This is a genomic window from Rossellomorea sp. GQ25 (assembly GCF_059758515.1).
On record NZ_JCAXEQ010000004.1, the window covers coordinates 116680 to 134518 of the forward strand.

A 17839-nucleotide genomic window follows, 5' to 3' on the forward strand; every position below is an offset into this window, starting at 1 on the left:
CTATATTTATAAGAATCTTTTTTCACTGCGGGATTTAACGTATATTGTTATTATCGTTCCAATTGTATTTGCAAGGCGTATGGAAAGCGAACAAGTTAGCCAGAATACATGTTCAGTAGTGAACAAACTTTTTTCGAAGGGAGTGAGTGATGATTGTTTCTCTCCGAAGTCGTCGATCAAACATTTAAAAAGCTTAAAACTCAAACGGCCAACCTCATTACTTTGTCCAACTTATCATTAGGTGGATTTGCTATTATTTCAATACTTCATAACCAATTAAACCTAAGCTTGTTATTGATTTTCATCGCTGCCTTAACAGACCGATTCGATGGGATGGTTGCGAGGAAAATGCAAATTGAGTCTGAGTTAGGGAAACAGCTGGATTCCATGAGTGATATCATTTCATTCGGCATAGCTCCTGCCCTACTCCTGTATATATCCGTTCTTAATCAGTATGACTTTCCGGGGATGTTTTTCACCATATTTTATATTGGGTGTGGAGCTTTTCGATTAGCCGGATTCAATATTTCAGAAAACGATGGCTACTTTACGGGATTGCCGATCACTGTAGCCGGATGTTTACTGACCCTCTGCTACCTGGCTATCCCGTTTGTTTCAGGTGTGCTGATTTTATGTATGACAATCACTCTAGCTGTTTTAATGGTCAGCCCTTTTACATTGAAGAAGATGTAAGGGGTATGACAAAGCCCTGTTCACCTTGAACAGGGCTTTGTTTGGTTATAGATGTTGTGCTTGTCAGGCTAACAGTTATTGTAGTACCACCATCCACCAAACAGGAAAAGTAAGATTAGTAATACAACGACTAGAGCGAAGTAGAATCCGCCACCACCATAGTAACCTGGATAGACTGGTCCATAACAAGGGTATCCATACGGCATTGCAATACCTCCTCACCTACTTTTACTACTAGTATATGTTTGTAGGAAAATAGCGTATAGGCAGTTTCTAACTTTCTTTCCCGAATCCCAGATAAGAAAGTTTGCTTTTTTTTGATTACTTTCTAGGGACATGCAAGGACATCCCTTTCGTATCATATGAATGAGTATAGGCTTAAGTCCTCATGGAGGTGTGAATATGTCTGGAGTTCTAACAGCACTTGGGTATTTCTTTAAAGAGTTAATTTTCCTCGTTTCTTACGTAAAGAATAATGCATTCCCTCAACCTCTATCTGCATCAGATGAACGAAAATATTTAAGGCTGATGGCAGAAGGAGATGAGCATGCCCGAAACATGCTCATTGAACATAACCTGCGATTGGTTGCTCACATCGTCAAGAAATTTGAAAACACAGGCGAAGATCCAGAAGATTTAATTTCCATCGGGACCATCGGATTGATAAAGGCAATTGAAAGTTATTCAGAAGGCAAGGGCACAAAGCTTGCAACCTATGCGGCACGATGTATCGAGAATGAGATTCTTATGCATCTTCGTGCTCTCAAGAAAACGAAAAAAGATGTCTCTCTTCACGATCCTATCGGTCAAGATAAAGAAGGAAACGAAATCAGCTTAATTGATATCTTAAAGTCTGAGAGTGATGATGTCATCGATACAATTCAATTAAGTATGGAACTTGAAAAGGTAAGAAAATACATTTGCGTTCTGGACGAGAGGGAAAAAGAAGTAATCGTCGGACGATTCGGATTAGACTTGAAAGAGGAAAAAACCCAACGTGAAATTGCCAAGGAATTAGGTATCTCAAGAAGCTATGTATCACGAATCGAGAAAAGGGCACTCATGAAGATGTTTCATGAATTTTATCGTGAGGAAAAAGAAAAACGGAATAAATCATAAAAAAGCGATCCAGGCTCGGATCGCTTTTTTTTATTCTCTATTCAACACTGACTTCAGCGGCAATAATCAGATCAATCACAGATGTTACGACATGACCCATGATCATTGAAAACATCGTAATCTCACTTCCTCTTAGTAATTACTATTGTTCTTCTTACTATTAATGTATCACGAAAAGCCGGATATTCCCCTTTCATTCGTGAACAACTTATTACTAAAGATTGACGGAACTGTGTCTGTCTTAGCCCCTCGTAACCCAATAAAAACAAAGGAGGACACCCGGCAAAAAAGGCATCCTCCTTAATCATTTATTTCTTATCCTGCTTCTTCTTTTTATGCAAGAAAGCCGACCAAAAAACAATATTTAAAAACATCGTTCCACCCACCTTTTGTTTCGTTAGGCAGTATCCTTCTCTACCCATAGCGCATTAAGCCTTTTCTCCTGTACATAAATCATATTTCATTCCCCTCTCCATTTTTTGATATCAACTTAGAACAATTGCGACATGTATTGGTTCTTGGTTTTCGTTTCTTCATAGGATTTTGAAACCGTTTCATTGTGCCTCGCTTCTTCAAACGTTTCTTGTTTCTTATTGAACGTTATCGTTATAAATAAAAGATTCAGTGTCATACGTATCACCCCTTTCAAAGTGCCTGCAGAACTGCAAGGCATACTAAAAAGCCACAAAGAGACGATCCTTGTGGCACAAAAAAGCCACAGGAACCTACATTCTCCATGTGGCTATCATTTAATGGATTTAAAATTAAGCGTAAAGCATCCCACAAGTGGTCGAATGATGAAAACAATATGAAGTTGTGTCCTTTTTTCCATTAAGCAAAAACATGTTCTTCGACCTCCCTCTTGTGATTTTTTCTTACATTGGTTAGTATATCCAATTTTCATAAGAAAGTAAACCACTTTCCTTATTATTTTTTCTACAAATTTCCACTTGATTCTAGAATGTTCTTTTTCACAGGTTTGTGTTTTTTAGACATCAGATCTGCCGGGCGCTCTGTCAATGAGTATGTGCTTGATGGTGAGGGGACCGCTCCGCTTGCAGCTAGCGTTCGGCCGAGCCTCCTCAGCCTCGCTTCCGGGGTCTCGGCACGCCCGTTCTTCCGCAGGAATCTACGCAGTTCCCCTCACCATCTATAAAAGATCTTCGTGACAGAGCTTAAAGATGAGTAAAATAAATATAGAATGTACAGGATATGATTTCCAATGATCCAATGGGGCAGTAAGAAAGATAAACATTGACTTATGACCGGTATATAGTTATCAATATATTGTTTTTTAGCACCTTTGTAGATAGGTTGTTTTAAGAACAAACGCTCAACATATCTACAATAGGAACTATTTCATGAAAAAAATAATTAGCACAGAGTGGATTGGAGCGGAAAGGAACGGTCCAGGTTTTCGCACTCCACTCATACAAAAAATGAATTTACTTTTTTGGAATCTATACAAAACCTGTGGATGAGATCCTATATGCGGGTGAGGATGCTCACCATCAGCCCCCTTTTAAAACGACAAGAAAAAACGAGTCCTCAATGAGAACCCGCTTTACATTATTTATTCATCTACAGATTGCATATCTTTTTTATATTTGATCGCTTTTGTAAAAAATATAAGTGACAATCCGAGTAAAACAACGGTCCCTGTCATGAGGGTGATCGTTTTACTTGGTGTGACCGTTTCTGTTGGAATAATAACCCCTAAATACATAAAGACACTAAGTGCAAGTAACGTAAAACCAAATCGCTTGAAGTCGTTCATTTTTTGTTGAATGGTCCTTTTCTTTGCGTTCTTCATGTGCATTCACCTACTTTAGAACTAGTAAACTCTCATTCTATGGTAACATACTAACGCATGTCAGCTACCATGTAATTGATACCAGTTCTGCCAGTAGACAAATTACTTGGAAAGGGCATTTTCAATATCTTCTATCAGGTCCTCTACGTCTTCAAGACCGACAGAGATACGTACCAAACCGTCGGTGATTCCTAACTCATTTCGGCGATCTGCCGGAATGGACGCGTGAGTCATTCGGGCAGGTACCGAGATTAAACTTTCTACAGCCCCAAGACTTTCAGCTAATGTGAAGTATTTGGTGTTCGTGAGCAGACGATCGGCATTTTCTTCACTTCCTACATCAAAGGAAACCATTCCCCCAAAGCCGGATGCCTGTTTCTTGGCAATGTCATGGTTCGGATGCGTTTCTAATCCTGGATAGTAAACCTTTGATACTTTCGGGTGTGATGTAAGATACTCGACTATTTTCTTCGTGTTTTCTTCATGTTCTTCCATTCTTAGCCCTAAGGTTTTAATGCCTCGAATCAGTAACCATGAATCCTGTGGTCCAAGAACCCCACCTGTGGAATTCTGCACAAAGAATAACTCTTCAGCAAGCTCTTCGGAATTCACAACGACCAGTCCTGCCACAACGTCACTGTGTCCGCCGATGTATTTCGTTGCACTGTGAAGAACGATGTCTGCTCCCAGGCTGATTGGATTTTGCCAATAAGGCGTGCTAAATGTATTATCCACAATTGTCAATAGATTGTGCTTCTTGGCTAAGGAGGCCGCTGCCTCGATATCGGTAATTTTCAGCAGTGGATTCGTGGGTGTTTCAATGTAGACAGCCTTTGTATTCGGTTGAATAGCACGTTCAATATTGCCGATATCACTTGAATCAACGAAAGTGGATTCGATGCCGATGCGGTTTAAGACCTTGGTCATGACACGATACGTTCCGCCATACACATCGTCTGTCATGACTATGTGATCTCCGCTATTGAACATCATCATAACCGCCGTAATAGCCGCCATTCCCGACCCGAATGCAAAGCCTTTTTCTCCGCCTTCCAAGTCTTTAATCAACTCTTCAAGTGCGTGCCTTGTCGGGTTTCCTGAACGTGAATATTCAAAACCTTTATGCTTTCCTACTTCATCCTGCTTATACGTACTCACCTGATAGATGGGAGTGGATACAGCACCTGTTTGAGGATCTGTAGGGATACCGCCGTGAATTAGTTGCGTTTTCTTTTTCATGATTAGAGTCCTCCTTCATATATTTTCTTACTTAAATAGCGCTCACTCGAGTCCGGGAAAATCGTGACGATATGGCTTCCCGGCTCTGCTTCTTCCGCTTCCTGTAATGCAGCATGCAGCACCGCACCAGAAGAGCTTCCGACCAGCAAGCCTTCCATCAGCGCAAGCTCTTTTACTCGTTTAAAAGCATTGTCATCCGTCACGGTATGGATGCTATTAAAATAACTTGAATCCATATAGTGAGGTAAGAACTCCATGCCGATTCCCTCTGTTTTATGAGCTCCTGATGGTCCACCGTTCAAGATGGAGCCTTCAGGTTCAACGATGACTGTTTTGATGCTGTTATTTCTTTCCTTCAGGTACTGAGCAGTCCCCATGAAGGTCCCCCCTGTCCCTGCTCCTGCAACAAATGTATGAATGTTGCCATCCATCTGATTCCATAGTTCAGGTCCCAAAGTTTTGTAATACGTCTTCGGATTTGCGGCATTCCCAAATTGCTGCGGAGAATAAGAGTTCGGGATTTCCTTTACCAGTTCATTTGATTTTGCAATGGCCCCCTTCATTCCTTCCTCGGTTGGGGTATGAATGATTTTGGCGCCTAATGCTTTCATAAGCTCCTGCTTTTCTATGCTGAATTTTTCAGGTACGCAGAACATGACGTTGTATCCCGAATTCACAGCTGCGAGAGCCAGGCCGATTCCCGTGTTCCCTGCAGTCGGTTCGATGAGAGTGCCTCCCGGCTCTATTTTACCTTTACGGATGGCATCTTCTAATAATTCCCTGCCCAGACGGTCCTTCACACTACCTCCAGGATTGAAAAATTCCAGCTTAGCAAAGAGGCGAACTCCTTTCTTTATTGGGAAGTTTGTCAGCTCGACAATCGGTGTATTCCCAATCAGGTCATGTACGCTGTTATACACGTCCATGTATTCAATCCCCCCCTTCATAAAAAAAGCTGACTCCATCCACCTCCCCTGTCCTCAAATGCATATGATTGGAGTGCTCGTTGAACACATCTGTTCCGTATGATTTGATAAGAAAGGAAGGTACCCGGGTCAGCCGTATTTTCCTTGTATTAAACAGACTTTACAATGCTCATAACCATTTTGGCAGAGTGGAGGGCTGCCTTTTCTAAATATTGTTCGAAGGAAACATCTGATTCCTTGCCGGCAATATCAGAAAGAGATCGGATGATGACAAATGGTACGTTGAATTGATGAGCCACTTGCGCAATGGCTGCCGCTTCCATTTCTACTGCCTGTAAATCAGTGAATTTGTCACGGATCGCTTCCACACGCTTAGGATCATTCATAAATGAATCTCCTGTGGCGATCAATCCTGACACCACTTGTGCATCTCCTAGTTCCTTCACGCTATCAATGGCTGTCTGCATTAATTTCTTGTCTGCTGTAAATGCGGCAGGAAGCTGTGGTACCTGACCGTATTCATATCCAAAAGCCGTCACATCCACATCATGATGTCTTACTTCTGTTGAGATGACAACATCACCAACATTTAACGAAGGATCGAATCCTCCGGCTGACCCTGTATTGATGATGCAATCCGGTTTAAAATGCTGCAGAAGAACGGCTGTCGACATCGCTGCATTCACCTTGCCGATTCCTGAGCGAAGTAAAATCACTTCTTTGTCTTTCATCGTTCCACTTGTATATTCACACCCTGCGATTGTTTCCACAGTCGGGTTTGAAATATTTTCTCTAAGTAAAGCTACTTCTTCTTCCATTGCTCCAATGATGGCGATTTTCATTACTAAAACCTCTTTCTACTGTTTAGTCGCCTCCATAATCCACACAAAGGTATTTACTTGCTTAAAAGTGACTGAAAACCCATTCTGGTCCAATAATTCCCTTAGAACATCCAAGGTAGTGTAATATTCCCGTTTTAAATCTTCAGCAAGGTTGTAATACTCTTTTTTGATTGCTTGGGATATGGCGGCTTGATAGTGCTGATCCGTTTCAAACATCGTATCGGCAAATACTATTTTACCACCATGTGCTAGGAGCTTTCCATATATGCGAAAAGCTTTTCCCTTTTCTTCATCTGTTAAGTGATGGAATGCATAGGAGCTCACGATGGAATCTGCCTTTCCTTCTAAAGAAAAGTCGAGAAAATCTCCATCCATGAACGTTACCTCTTTTCCAAGCTTCTGCATTCCAATGGCTCTCATTTCAGGGGAAGGTTCAAAAGGAACCACTTCAAGGCCTGTATTCAGTAATCTTCTGGTTAAATTTCCTGTCCCCGGGCCAAATTCAACGATTCTTCCCTTTGACCGGGAAACTACTTCGTCAAGAATGGATTCATAGTGCTCGAAAACCGCTTGATATTCAACGTCTTTCCCCGTTACTGTATCGTCATAAGAATCTGCCCAATCCTGGAACAAATCCAAAAATTCTCTACCCATGGTTAAGCACCTCAGCTACATTAAGTTTATAATTCCTATAAACATACTATGAATTAAAATGAAAACTGTTATTAAATTATCATATTCTCTTAACGAATTCAACAATTAATAATTGTAAAATCCGTTTTCCGGCTCTAAAATATAGGGGGGAGAACCTGTCTGTAAGAGATCACAAGCAATAGAGGAGGAGAATCCTATGAATATTTCATTCGACTTAATAGAAGATAAAGTGGAGTTTTTTGAAGCAGATAGCTTACGAACGTTGGAAAAGAAGGTGGATGAACAAATCCAGCATAATAAAGCGATCATGCTGAGCGTTCATCATGTAAATCATGCCGTTTCCATTGATGAGAATGGTAGAAGATTGTATAGCGCGGCGGTTCACTTTAAAGTAAAAAAATGATTCAAAAAAAGGCTCTCCCAATCGGAAGAGCCTTTTTCATCTAGTATTAATCTTTATCATTTTCCACTAATTCCTGCACTTTGGTAGGTTGCCATCCTTTGCCGTCCACCCATTGCAGATACACTCTGTATGGGGTTTTTGTATCTTTCGCTGTTACGGTAGCCATGGACTTCTGAGGTCCGCCATTTCCTTCGATAAACCAAACTGTCATATTCTCTTCGGGAATGCCCGTTGCATACGAGGTTGCTTTTACCTTTTCCTGCCAGTCGGCAGACCCCATATCATATGACGATACGTGCTCGCCTGTTTGCTCAGTTCCAATCGGCTTCCAGTTAGGATGCACCATTGTTTTCTTCACATTGGGTTCGTCACTTTCTTCCACTTTTAATTCACTTTGTTCTTCACCCTCTAATGCAACAGTGTCCTCTTCATCAGAAGCTTTATCTTTTTGTTTTTCTTCATCGCTTTTCTTTTCTTCGTCTTTATTTTCTCCATTATCATTTTCCTCAGATTTTTTATCCTCATCTAAAGAAACAGATTTATCGTCTTTTTCAGCATTCTTATTGCTTTTGTCTGAATCTTTTGTTTCTGTATCAGCAACGCCAGATGATGCCTTCTCATCGCCGCCACCCAACACAATTGTGGCACCGACAACGACAATCAATAAAAGTACGACTGCGATCATTATGTTCAAAATTTTATTTGTATTCTTCTTAGATCGTTTATCTAATCGAGATTGGTATTTCGCCATTACGTTCCCTCCCTATTATCCTAAATATTTTAACATGATTAGAGGAAAAGAATAAAGCGAAACATTATCCATCTAGAGCGGCATTAAGTCACTTTCATAAGAACGGGAAAAAGGTCGCAGGACCATTGGACGCTCTTAATATGGATATCTAATTTCGTAATAAAGCAAGCAATAGTTGAGCTCTGCTCCATGATACTTGCTTCTCACCCACTGGCTTTGTATAACTTCCCAAAAACGTAAATTTGTGTTTAAGATGAGTGATATTGTGATAAAATGTCTACCATAATGAAGTAAATTTGATTCTCCTATTGTAGATAGTTTGTTTTTGGGAACAAACTATCTACAATAGGAGCTTTTTTGTGTTTGTCTATCCATACTTGTAGGCAGTAAGAATGTAGTAGCTCAGAGCGGAAAGGAACGGTCACAAAAATCAGTTATAAGTCTTTGTTATCGTTACTACCCATGGAGGATTTAGCTTGTCCTTATTTAAAATACACTAATATCAATATGTTTGAATGAGATCTAAAATTGCTATCTGCTTGTATACTATAGAAAATCTGTTTTCTATTATCCCTTTTTGTCTTCCTTTTAGCTCTGTCACTGAAATCAGTTATAGATGGTGAGGGGAACTGTGCAGACTCCTGCGGAAGTACGGGCGCACCAAGCTCCATTCGGCTAAGCTGAATAGGCTCGTGCGAACGCTAGCTGCAAGCGGAAAAGTTCCCCCTCACCGTCTAACACATACTGATTTACAGAGGCTAAATAGTTTGTTAGATAACAACAACCTTTGCGAAAAGAGCCTATTAAAAATAACCTTATTGATTTTCGAGATTATAGATGGCATCTACGCTATCTTTGAAAATCGGGTAGATCCCACCCTCATCGATCTTCACATCCATGTTGACGGCAACGAGGGAGTATTTGGGATTTTCAAAGGGAAAATATCCTGCGAACCATTTATTGTACAATTCATTTTCCTTCACTTCTTCTCCCCGATAATTCCCTGTTTGGGCCGTTCCCGTTTTTCCGGCAATGGTGTAGGCCGCCGTTTGAAGATACGGAGCCGTCCCCTCAGGTGAATTCACCACTCCCCTTAAATACTGCTGAAGCTTCATGGCCGTATAAGGAGTGATCGTCTCACCATCCTGCTTCTGTTTGGGGAAGGAAAACATCTTCGTCCCATTTTGGTACTCGACTGCGGATACGGCACTTACCTGATATTTTTCCCCTCCCCTGGCGATGGTGGCCATCATATTGGCGATGCCGAGGGGGGTGACTCGAACTTCCTGTTGTCCAATGCCTGTTTGAGAAACAAGCTTTGGTTCATTTCTGTGTTCTTCAGACGCGAAAATCCTTCCTACACTCACTTGAAGCTGTGGAAAGCTTTCATAATGAAAGACATTCCCTTTCCAGGAAAGATCTCCAAGTAAGCCGATCTTTTCAGCATATTCATCAAGAAGATTGGCATCTTTCTCCGTTAGTTCATTCGCCAAATCCGCAAACGTTCGGTTACAGCTGACAGCTATACTCGTCTTGATATTTATGTTTCCGTGGGGTTTTTCCGCAGGACCTCCTAGAATATCTTTATCACATGCAAACAGCCTGCTTTCATCCACAATCCCTTCGTCCATGGCTGCAGCGGCGACAACGGTCTTAAACACGGAACCGGGGATCAACGCTTTCAACATGTAGTTCGTTGCCCCGCCACTAAACGGGTCCTTGCTGCTCATGGAAGGTCTTGAAACACTGGCAACGATTTCACTTTTTTCTATATCAAGGAGCAGTAATCCTCCCTTTTGAATGTTATATGTATCGGCGACTTCTTCCAATGCTTGCTGCATTCTGGCATCGATTGTCGTTTTAACATTAAGGGGGTAGAAGGGATTGGCAGGAGCAAGATATTTCACGTCTACACCGAATAGCGGACCACCGATGGCATCCACATGATATATCAGCTTTGCTTCTTCCTCTGCGACCAGCCACTCGTCAAAGCTTTCTTGAAGCCCGGACACGCCAATTTTCTGATTCGCTCCTTTTACTTTATCAGGATAACGCTCATGAAACACCTCTGTATTTTCTCCTGTTACCCCGATCAGTTGTGAAGCAGGAACTTGAGTACTTTTGAACTTTTTGGTGAGTGCAAATACTCCCTGGATTTCAAGGTCATTAATGTCACTCATTTGGCTTTCGGTCAGCTGTAACGGTTCTTTTCCGCCAAAGATGATTGGTCCTTTCGCTTCCTCCAGCTTTGATACGATCGTTTGAGAAGGTACATGGAGAATATCTGCCACTTTTTCTGCAGGCCAGTCCATTTTCTTCAGAAAAGGAAAAAGAACAAGAATATTTTTCTCCATATACGTAAGTGGTTCTCCGTTCCGATCGAGAAATTCTCCCCGGCCTTCATCGATCACCAATTGTTGCGTTCGTTGAGAGACACTTTCTTCCAGAAGATTGATTTGATGTTTCGAATAGGATTCTGTTTGAAATAATTGCAATTGCATCAGTCTCCCCGATAAAGCGAAGAGAGCCATTAATAAAAAGATACTGAGTAACCTGATTCGTTTTCGTTTCATTTTGTCACCTCGTCCCCATTGTTGACGAGTTTCATGTGAAATAATCTTATTCACAGCATAAAAAAAGAAGAGACTCGCGAATGAGTCCCTTCTACATGATCAGCTTACTTCTACAATCTCCACATTCATTTCTCCACCTGGAGTTTGAACGCTTACTTTCGCGCCTACTTTATGACCAAGAAGGCTTTTCGCGATTGGTGAATCATTTGAAATTTTCCCTTCAAATGGATCCGCTTCTGCACTACCGACGATTGTGTAAGTTTCTTTGTCTCCGTCCGGCAGTTCAACGAACGTTACTTTTTTACCTAATTGTACTGTATCTGAGTTCATATCATCTTCTTGAATGATTTTCGCATTGCGTATCATGTTTTCTAAAGTAGAAATACGACCTTCAACAAATGCTTGTTCATCTTTCGCTGCGTCGTACTCTGAGTTCTCGGATAAATCTCCAAAGCTTCGGGCAATTTTAATGCGCTCTACGACTTCTTTACGTTTAACCGTTTTCAAATTTTCAAGCTCTTTTTCTAATTTGGCTTTACCTTCTGCTGTCATCGGAAATACTTTTTCTGTACTCATGACCCTCTTCACTCCTTCTACTATCTAAGAGTTTCCCCATACTCTTTATGTAAATGTTCATTTGTTAACTATGTAAAGGTAGGGAATGGAGAGAGAATGAATTCTCTCTCCATTCCCTGATTCTTTACAATGTGGGAAAATGTAATCTCTACCTATATGTCTTTATCTATGCTATCGTATTACAAAAATGACTTTTGTTCAAGAATTGTTTGAATTTTTGTTACCATTAAATCGATCGCCACGTGATTATGACCACCTTCAGGAATGATCACGTCAGCATATCGCTTCGTCGGTTCGATAAATTGATTATGCATAGGACGAACAACTGTAATGTATTGATCAATGACGGAATCAATGGAACGGCCCCGTTCTTTAATATCGCGAAGCATTCTTCTGATGATGCGAAGATCGGCATCTGTATCTACATATAGCTTAATATCCATTAAGTTACGCAATCTTTCATCTTCTAATACTAAAATTCCTTCTAAAATAATTACATCTTTCGGTTCAACGAGGATGGTGTCGTCTGAACGGGTGTGCATTTTATAATCATATACCGGTTTATTTACGGATTGATGATCTAAAAGTCCGTGCAGATGTTGAATCAATAGATCATTATCAAATGCCAATGGATGATCATAATTCGTTTTTAGACGTTCCTCAAAAGGTAGATTCGATTGATCTTTATAATAATAGTCCTGCTGCAGCATTAAAATCGAATGACCTTGAAATTGCTCATAAATGGCTTTGGTGACACTTGTTTTACCTGAGCCGGATCCTCCTGCTACACCAATCACAACGGGTTTATGCTTCATAAGTATTAGGTGTTCTCCTTTCGCATCATGTTATCAGGATATACTCTCTGATAAACCTTGAATTTCACAATTTGTAATGGGTGACGTGCAACATCAAGCTCATTTCCTTTTTCATCCCACATCTTCTCGACAATTTGCGTAAAGTTTGAGATTTCGGGACCGAAAAATTCTACTTCTTGTCCGGTTTTAAAATGGTTTCTCTGTTGCAGGGTGACGATTTGCGTTTCTTCGTCGTAATCTAACACAAGTCCAACAAATTCATAATTAGTGTTTTTCTTATTATGAACACCAAACAATTGCTCCTTGAAGCCTGGAACTCCCTCAAAAAACGCCGGAGCTGTATCACGGTTCGCACATTTATCGAGCTCTTCCAGCCATTGTTGCTGAATCGTAAAGTTATCGGGATCTTTACAGTATTCGTCAATCACTTTACGGTATACGCTTACGACAGTGGCTACGTAGTGAATGGACTTCATTCGTCCCTCGATTTTCAGACTGTCAATACCCAATTCAATCATTCTCGGAATCGATTCAACCAGCTTTAAATCTTTCGGACTCATGGCAAATGGTGCATCACCATTTGCGTAAAGAGGATTTTCATTCCCTCCGTCGACTTCATATAAGTCGTAATCCCAACGGCATGATTGACAGCATCCGCCACGATTTGAGTCACGGGCCGTCATATGGTTACTTAAAGTGCAGCGGCCAGAGTAGGCGATACACATTGCCCCATGGATAAAGGTCTCGATTTCAATATCTACCTTTTCTTTCATTTCACGGATTTCGTCGCCGCTCGCTTCACGTGCCAATACTACTCGATCAAGTCCTTCTTCCTTCCAGAACTGAACCGCTTTCCAGTTTGAAAGGGACTGCTGGGTACTTAAATGCACCTCCACATTTGGTGCGACCCTCCTGCATGTTTCAATGATGAGTGGATCAGCGACAATAATACCCGCAACTCCCGCCTCTTGCAGTCCACGTAAGTAGTCTTCCAGGCCATCCATATTCTCATTATGGGCATAGATGTTGGTTGTTACATAAATTTTGGCACCATAACTTCTCGCAAACTCAACGCCCTCTTTCATTTGTTCGAGGGTGAAATTTCCGGCGTTTGAGCGCAGGCCGTATTCCTGTCCGCCAATATAGACTGCATCTGCACCGTAATGGACAGCTATTTTCAATTTCTCCAGATTACCAGCAGGAGCCAGTAACTCAGGTTTCTTCACAATGACACGTCTTCCATCTACTATCTTGGATATGGGGTTTTTCACAACCGTGGTCATCGTAACTCCTCCGTTCTGATCAATCTTCATTTCCTTCTTAATACACCGTTTCTTTAAAGAAAAATCCAGTATCCAATGGACGATTTTCAGGTTGCAGGCTCTTCGCTTCTTCTAAAAACCCGTCTTTTTTCTCTTCGTATTGATCTTCGTCTTCTACACATAGATCAATGGCTTTACGATATAGTTTCGTCACTTCCAATATATAGTCTGATGATTTCTGGACCCCATCGATCTTGAAGGAATCAATGCCGGCCCCGATCATTTCACCCAGTTCATCTACAATGCACATATCATTCGGACTCATAATATGAGTGCCGTTCTCATCTTCATAGATTGGGTATTTATTATGACGTTCTTTATCGTGCAGGAACATATTACGTTGTTCTTTACGGTTTTCAATCTCCATCGCCTTGCCTCTATACTCAAAATAGTTACCTAGTAATGAACGTTTTGATTGGAACATGCAAGTCATTCCGTGGACCTGGACCTCGATTTCAACCTCTGCATTGTCTTTCATCTCCACGATGGTATCCATACTTAATTCCCGGGCCAGAACAGCACGTTTCGCCCCTTTTCTGCCCCAATAATTACATGTATACCAATTGGTGGCGGTCGTTTCCGTGTTCCAATGAAGCAACATATCCGGTGCCATTTCACGGGCAGCCATTAACACAGCAGGGTCACCGAACACAATCGCATCCGCGCATGCATCTTGAAGAAATGCAATATAGTCGTCAAGTTCAGAAATTTTATCATTATGGAAAAGAGCGTTCATGGCTACATACACTTTTTTTCCGTGTTTGTGGGCCGCTTTGATCGCTTCGGCTACATCTTCTCTTGAAAACTCTCCTGCAAGCCTTAAGCCATACCTTTGTTCGCCAATCATAAACGCATCAGCTCCCGCCAATGCTAACGGTTCAATATCAGAAACAGAGACAGGGGTCACGAGTAATTCTGGTTTTTTCATGAGCGATCACCTCTTTTTTTACTGATGGCAATACCGTCCCCAACGGGTAAAATACTCGTATCAAATTGCCCATGATTCATGAGCCATTCATTATAATTCTTTAATTTTTTGACCATGTTCCGAATTCTTTTCTGTTCTACCTCTTCTTGAGCAACAAGCCCCTTAAACAGGACATTATCCGAGTAGACGACCCCTTCTACTGACAGCATTTCAGAGTAGAGTTCAAAGAATTTAAGGTATTGTCCCTTGGCGGCATCGATGAATATCGCATCAAAAGGACCGTGCTTTTCCACTTGTTCGCTGAGCGCCAAGGCATCACCGAACAAGGTTACGACTCTCTTCCCCTCTTCAGCACGGGACAGAAACCTCTCCGCTGCCTCAAATCTTTCTTGATCCCGTTCAAGGGTAACGATTGTCGAACCGGGAAGGGCCTCCGCCATTCTCAGAGCTGAATACCCGATGGCAGTCCCAATTTCCAAGATGCGTTTCGGTTGTTGTATACGTAACATCCCCAGCAATGCTTCAATCCCTACTAGTTCCATAATCGGAACGTTATGAGCCTCTGCATATTGCTCCATCTCAGCAAGTAAAGGGGGACGTTCTTTCACGATTGATTCTATATAGTGAATAACCTGTTCGTTCATAAATAAGCCTCACGATCATGTTCATAAGTGGTCTCGGGTAACGATACTTTCTCAGACAACATGAAAAGAAGAAAGCTACAATAGCTTTCTACTTCACACACATCTTCATAAAGATATCGCCCGTATATAAAAATAACTTGTACTATTTTATCACATAGAGAAGAGGAAAGCGAATATTTCTTTCCTCTTCTCACCGGCTATTCTTCTTTGTTAGTAATGTACTTCGCCTTTTTCTCGTTATGCTCTTCTAATGTTTCAGAATAATAAACGGATCCATTGGAAGAAGCCAGGAAATAGTAATACTCTGTATCCTCCGGTTCTAAAGCCGCTTCAATCGAAGATACACCGGCATTCGCGATCGGACCGGGCGGTAACCCCTTCACTTGATATGTGTTATAAGGTGAATCCACTTCTAGATCTTTGTAGACTGTTCTTTTTTTATGTTTACCTAATGCATAAAGCACCGTAGGATCGGTTTGGAGAGGCATACCTTCCTCAATACGATTATAGAAAACACTTGAGATTTTTCCTCTGTCTGCTTTTTCTGTCGCTTCTTCTTCAATGAGGGAAGATAACGTAAGAAGCTCATGAGCCGTATAATCCCTGTCTGCCATCGCTCCCTCATATTGAGCGAGGACTTCATTCGTTTGGGCAATCATCTTCGTTAAGATGGCTTCTAAAGAAGGCTTCTTCTCATAGAAAGGGTACGTCGCAGGATAAAGATATCCTTCCAACGGACGCTTGATTTCTTTCTTTATTATTTCATCTGTTATCAGTGCCGGATATTCCTGTTTTAATTGCTCGAGCCATTTCTTATCACTTAATTTCTTTTTGATTTCTTCTTGTTTATAAGGAGACTTTTCTGCAATAATCTCTGCAATCTGATCTAATTGAAGTCCCTCGGGTATGGTAATCTTGAATTCTGCTTTTCTCATTACCTTTCCCGTTTTTAAACTATTAACAATTTCACTCAAGGTCATGGAAGGCGTCAAGTCATAAGATCCTGCCTGAAAACCGGATTCATTGTTAAATTTCACATAGTATTTAAAGACTGTGGAATTCTTGACGATTCCTTCTTCCTCCAGAATGTTCCCAATGGATGTCACCCCAGAACCGATCGGTATTTCCACTTTCACTGGTTTCGTATTATCCGGATCGACTGGCTTCAGTGCGGAATTCACATATAGATACCCACCTACGGCCGCTCCTCCAATAATGATGACTAGACAAAGAATGACAAGTCCTACTATTTTTCTAATGACCTTTGCCTCCTCTTGTCTTTCCAGCAGTTTTTTCATAAGTGTCTCTTTTATATTTTTGTTCTTTTCCAAAGCTATATTTCCCCCTTTCGAGCAAAAAAGCGGGATATCCGTTAAACGTAATTCGACATCATCTCCACTATTATACAATATTTTGCACAAAGTGAAACAGGGACCTGCAAAAAGGTGAATTTTTTGTCCCTTTTTGCGGTCCCTGTTTCGTATGAAACTATAGCTTACTGCTTATTCTGCGTCTTCTTCTTCGTCTAAGAAAGTGTTTAACATTTCTTCAATCATGTCCCACTCTTCTTCAGTTTCAATCGGCTTTAATTCGCCTTCTTGACCTTCGTCTCCCGGAAGGAAAGCAGAAGCGTGAATTTCGATTTCTTCTTCATCGTTGTCATCTGCTCCCAGTGGATAATAAAGGACATATGATTTACCGAATTTATCTGATTCAAACGTGAAAAGAACCTCGCATAATTGTTCATTTCCTTGTTCGTCAACTACTGTAATTTGTTTTTCTCCGTGTTCCATGAACATTCACCTCATTATTTTTGGCTGTCAAGATATCCTTGGAGGATCATCATCGCAGCCATTTTATCAATTACTTTCTTACGTTTCTTCCTACTTACATCGGCTTCTAAAAGGACTCGTTCCGCTGCCATTGTACTCAGTCGTTCATCCCAGTACTTAACGGGAAGGGATAACTCTTGCTGAATTAATTCTCCATATGCTTTAGACGCTTCCCCCCGGGGACCAATTGAGTTGTTCATGTTTTTAGGCAATCCGACTACAACTGTATCCACCTGGTACTCTTCGGCAAGTTCCTTTAATCGGTCGATCCGGAACACACCTTGATCTTCGTCAATCTTAATCGTTTCAATTCCTTGAGCGGTCCAACCAAGCTCATCGCTAATTGCGACTCCCACTGTTTTAGAGCCGACGTCTAAACCCATTACACGCATGTATTATCCCTCTTTGTGCTGTTTCAAATACGATTTGACTAATTCTTCGATGATCTCATCACGTTCTAAACGGCGGATGATATTTCTGGCATCTTGATGTCTTGGAATGTAAGCAGGATCTCCAGATAATAAGTACCCTACGATTTGATTGATCGGGTTATACCCTTTTTCTTGAAGAGCATCATGAACTTGCAGGAGTACTTCCTTCACGTCATGTTCGAACGGCTCCTCTGAAAAATCAAATCGCATCGTTTTGTCAAAAGAACTCATTTTTAGCACCTCTCTTTAGGCTTGTCTTTTTGACAACCGAATTGTTA

At 41.2% G+C, this 17839-nt stretch carries 21 protein-coding genes; 3 read left to right on the forward strand and 18 right to left on the reverse strand.

Features of this window, described 5'->3' with window-relative positions; all coding sequences use genetic code 11:
- The first annotated feature begins 153 nt into the window (after positions 1–153).
- Complete coding sequence (gene pssA / locus AC6CIB_RS13990; RefSeq protein ID WP_498281608.1) at positions 154–693, forward strand: CDP-diacylglycerol--serine O-phosphatidyltransferase; 540 nt, start codon at positions 154–156, stop codon at positions 691–693.
- A 68-nt stretch (positions 694–761) separates the two neighbouring features.
- Here the strand turns inward: pssA and AC6CIB_RS13995 are convergent, their stop codons facing one another.
- Positions 762–899 (reverse strand): hypothetical protein, encoded by a 138-nt coding sequence (locus tag AC6CIB_RS13995; RefSeq protein ID WP_172655779.1) that lies wholly within the window; start codon positions 897–899, stop codon positions 762–764.
- A gap of 196 nt (positions 900–1095) precedes the next feature.
- Here AC6CIB_RS13995 and sigK point away from each other — a divergent pair, with 196 nt between their 5' ends.
- Positions 1096–1812 carry an RNA polymerase sporulation sigma factor SigK gene (gene sigK, locus AC6CIB_RS14000; protein ID WP_498281611.1) on the forward strand — a complete coding sequence of 239 codons (717 nt, stop codon included), beginning with the start codon at positions 1096–1098 and terminating at the stop codon, positions 1810–1812.
- 490 nt (positions 1813–2302) lie between these two features.
- On the opposite strand, the gene AC6CIB_RS14005 is transcribed toward sigK, so the two are convergent.
- The 6 genes from AC6CIB_RS14005 to AC6CIB_RS14030 form a co-directional block, all read right to left on the reverse strand.
- The gene (locus AC6CIB_RS14005) at positions 2303–2443 is read right to left on the reverse strand and encodes a YrzI family small protein (protein WP_498281613.1); all 141 of its coding nucleotides are present in this window, start codon (positions 2441–2443) and stop codon (positions 2303–2305) included.
- Between the two features lie 942 nt (positions 2444–3385).
- Entirely contained in the window at positions 3386–3625 is a 240-nt protein-coding gene (locus tag AC6CIB_RS14010; RefSeq protein ID WP_498281615.1) for a YrhC family protein, read from the reverse strand.
- 102 nt (positions 3626–3727) lie between these two features.
- Positions 3728–4864: a bifunctional cystathionine gamma-lyase/homocysteine desulfhydrase gene (locus AC6CIB_RS14015; protein ID WP_498281617.1), complete on the reverse strand. Its 1137-nt coding sequence runs from the start codon at positions 4862–4864 to the stop codon at positions 3728–3730.
- 2 nt (positions 4865–4866) lie between these two features.
- Positions 4867–5790, reverse strand: coding sequence for a PLP-dependent cysteine synthase family protein (locus tag AC6CIB_RS14020; protein WP_498281619.1), 924 nt, complete (start codon positions 5788–5790; stop codon positions 4867–4869).
- A 149-nt stretch (positions 5791–5939) separates the two neighbouring features.
- Positions 5940–6632 (reverse strand): 5'-methylthioadenosine/S-adenosylhomocysteine nucleosidase, encoded by a 693-nt coding sequence (mtnN, locus tag AC6CIB_RS14025; RefSeq protein ID WP_498281621.1) that lies wholly within the window; start codon positions 6630–6632, stop codon positions 5940–5942.
- A 15-nt stretch (positions 6633–6647) separates the two neighbouring features.
- Positions 6648–7286, reverse strand: coding sequence for a class I SAM-dependent DNA methyltransferase (locus AC6CIB_RS14030; protein ID WP_498281623.1), 639 nt, complete (start codon positions 7284–7286; stop codon positions 6648–6650).
- 196 nt (positions 7287–7482) lie between these two features.
- Here AC6CIB_RS14030 and AC6CIB_RS14035 point away from each other — a divergent pair, with 196 nt between their 5' ends.
- Positions 7483–7689 (forward strand): DUF2536 family protein, encoded by a 207-nt coding sequence (locus tag AC6CIB_RS14035; protein ID WP_113971303.1) that lies wholly within the window; start codon positions 7483–7485, stop codon positions 7687–7689.
- A 46-nt stretch (positions 7690–7735) separates the two neighbouring features.
- Here the strand turns inward: AC6CIB_RS14035 and AC6CIB_RS14040 are convergent, their stop codons facing one another.
- From AC6CIB_RS14040 to AC6CIB_RS14090, 11 genes are all read right to left on the reverse strand, one after another.
- The gene (locus AC6CIB_RS14040; protein ID WP_498281625.1) at positions 7736–8440 is read right to left on the reverse strand and encodes a YrrS family protein; all 705 of its coding nucleotides are present in this window, start codon (positions 8438–8440) and stop codon (positions 7736–7738) included.
- Positions 8441–9255: 815 nt separating this feature from the next.
- Positions 9256–11013: a peptidoglycan D,D-transpeptidase FtsI family protein gene (locus tag AC6CIB_RS14045; RefSeq protein ID WP_498281627.1), complete on the reverse strand. Its 1758-nt coding sequence runs from the start codon at positions 11011–11013 to the stop codon at positions 9256–9258.
- A gap of 99 nt (positions 11014–11112) precedes the next feature.
- Positions 11113–11589 carry a transcription elongation factor GreA gene (gene greA / locus AC6CIB_RS14050; protein ID WP_498281629.1) on the reverse strand — a complete coding sequence of 159 codons (477 nt, stop codon included), beginning with the start codon at positions 11587–11589 and terminating at the stop codon, positions 11113–11115.
- Between the two features lie 179 nt (positions 11590–11768).
- A complete protein-coding gene (gene udk, locus AC6CIB_RS14055; protein ID WP_498281631.1) occupies positions 11769–12404 on the reverse strand; it encodes a uridine kinase in 636 nt (211 codons plus the stop codon).
- Between the two features lie 5 nt (positions 12405–12409).
- On the reverse strand, positions 12410–13687 hold the full coding sequence (locus AC6CIB_RS14060; protein WP_498281633.1) for a peptidase U32 family protein: 1278 nt from the start codon (positions 13685–13687) through the stop codon (positions 12410–12412).
- A 37-nt stretch (positions 13688–13724) separates the two neighbouring features.
- On the reverse strand, positions 13725–14654 hold the full coding sequence (locus tag AC6CIB_RS14065) for a peptidase U32 family protein (RefSeq protein WP_498281635.1): 930 nt from the start codon (positions 14652–14654) through the stop codon (positions 13725–13727).
- On the reverse strand, positions 14651–15298 hold the full coding sequence (locus AC6CIB_RS14070; protein WP_498281637.1) for an O-methyltransferase: 648 nt from the start codon (positions 15296–15298) through the stop codon (positions 14651–14653). Before AC6CIB_RS14070 ends, AC6CIB_RS14065 begins: the two co-directional genes overlap by 4 nt.
- A 197-nt stretch (positions 15299–15495) precedes the next feature.
- Positions 15496–16635 carry an endolytic transglycosylase MltG gene (gene mltG / locus AC6CIB_RS14075; RefSeq protein ID WP_498282175.1) on the reverse strand — a complete coding sequence of 380 codons (1140 nt, stop codon included), beginning with the start codon at positions 16633–16635 and terminating at the stop codon, positions 15496–15498.
- Between the two features lie 165 nt (positions 16636–16800).
- Positions 16801–17091, reverse strand: coding sequence for a DUF1292 domain-containing protein (locus tag AC6CIB_RS14080; protein ID WP_498281639.1), 291 nt, complete (start codon positions 17089–17091; stop codon positions 16801–16803).
- A 14-nt stretch (positions 17092–17105) separates the two neighbouring features.
- A complete protein-coding gene (gene ruvX, locus AC6CIB_RS14085; RefSeq protein ID WP_148969767.1) occupies positions 17106–17522 on the reverse strand; it encodes a Holliday junction resolvase RuvX in 417 nt (138 codons plus the stop codon).
- 3 nt (positions 17523–17525) lie between these two features.
- Entirely contained in the window at positions 17526–17792 is a 267-nt protein-coding gene (locus AC6CIB_RS14090) for an IreB family regulatory phosphoprotein (protein WP_034757362.1), read from the reverse strand.
- Between the last annotated feature and the right edge of the window lie 47 nt (positions 17793–17839).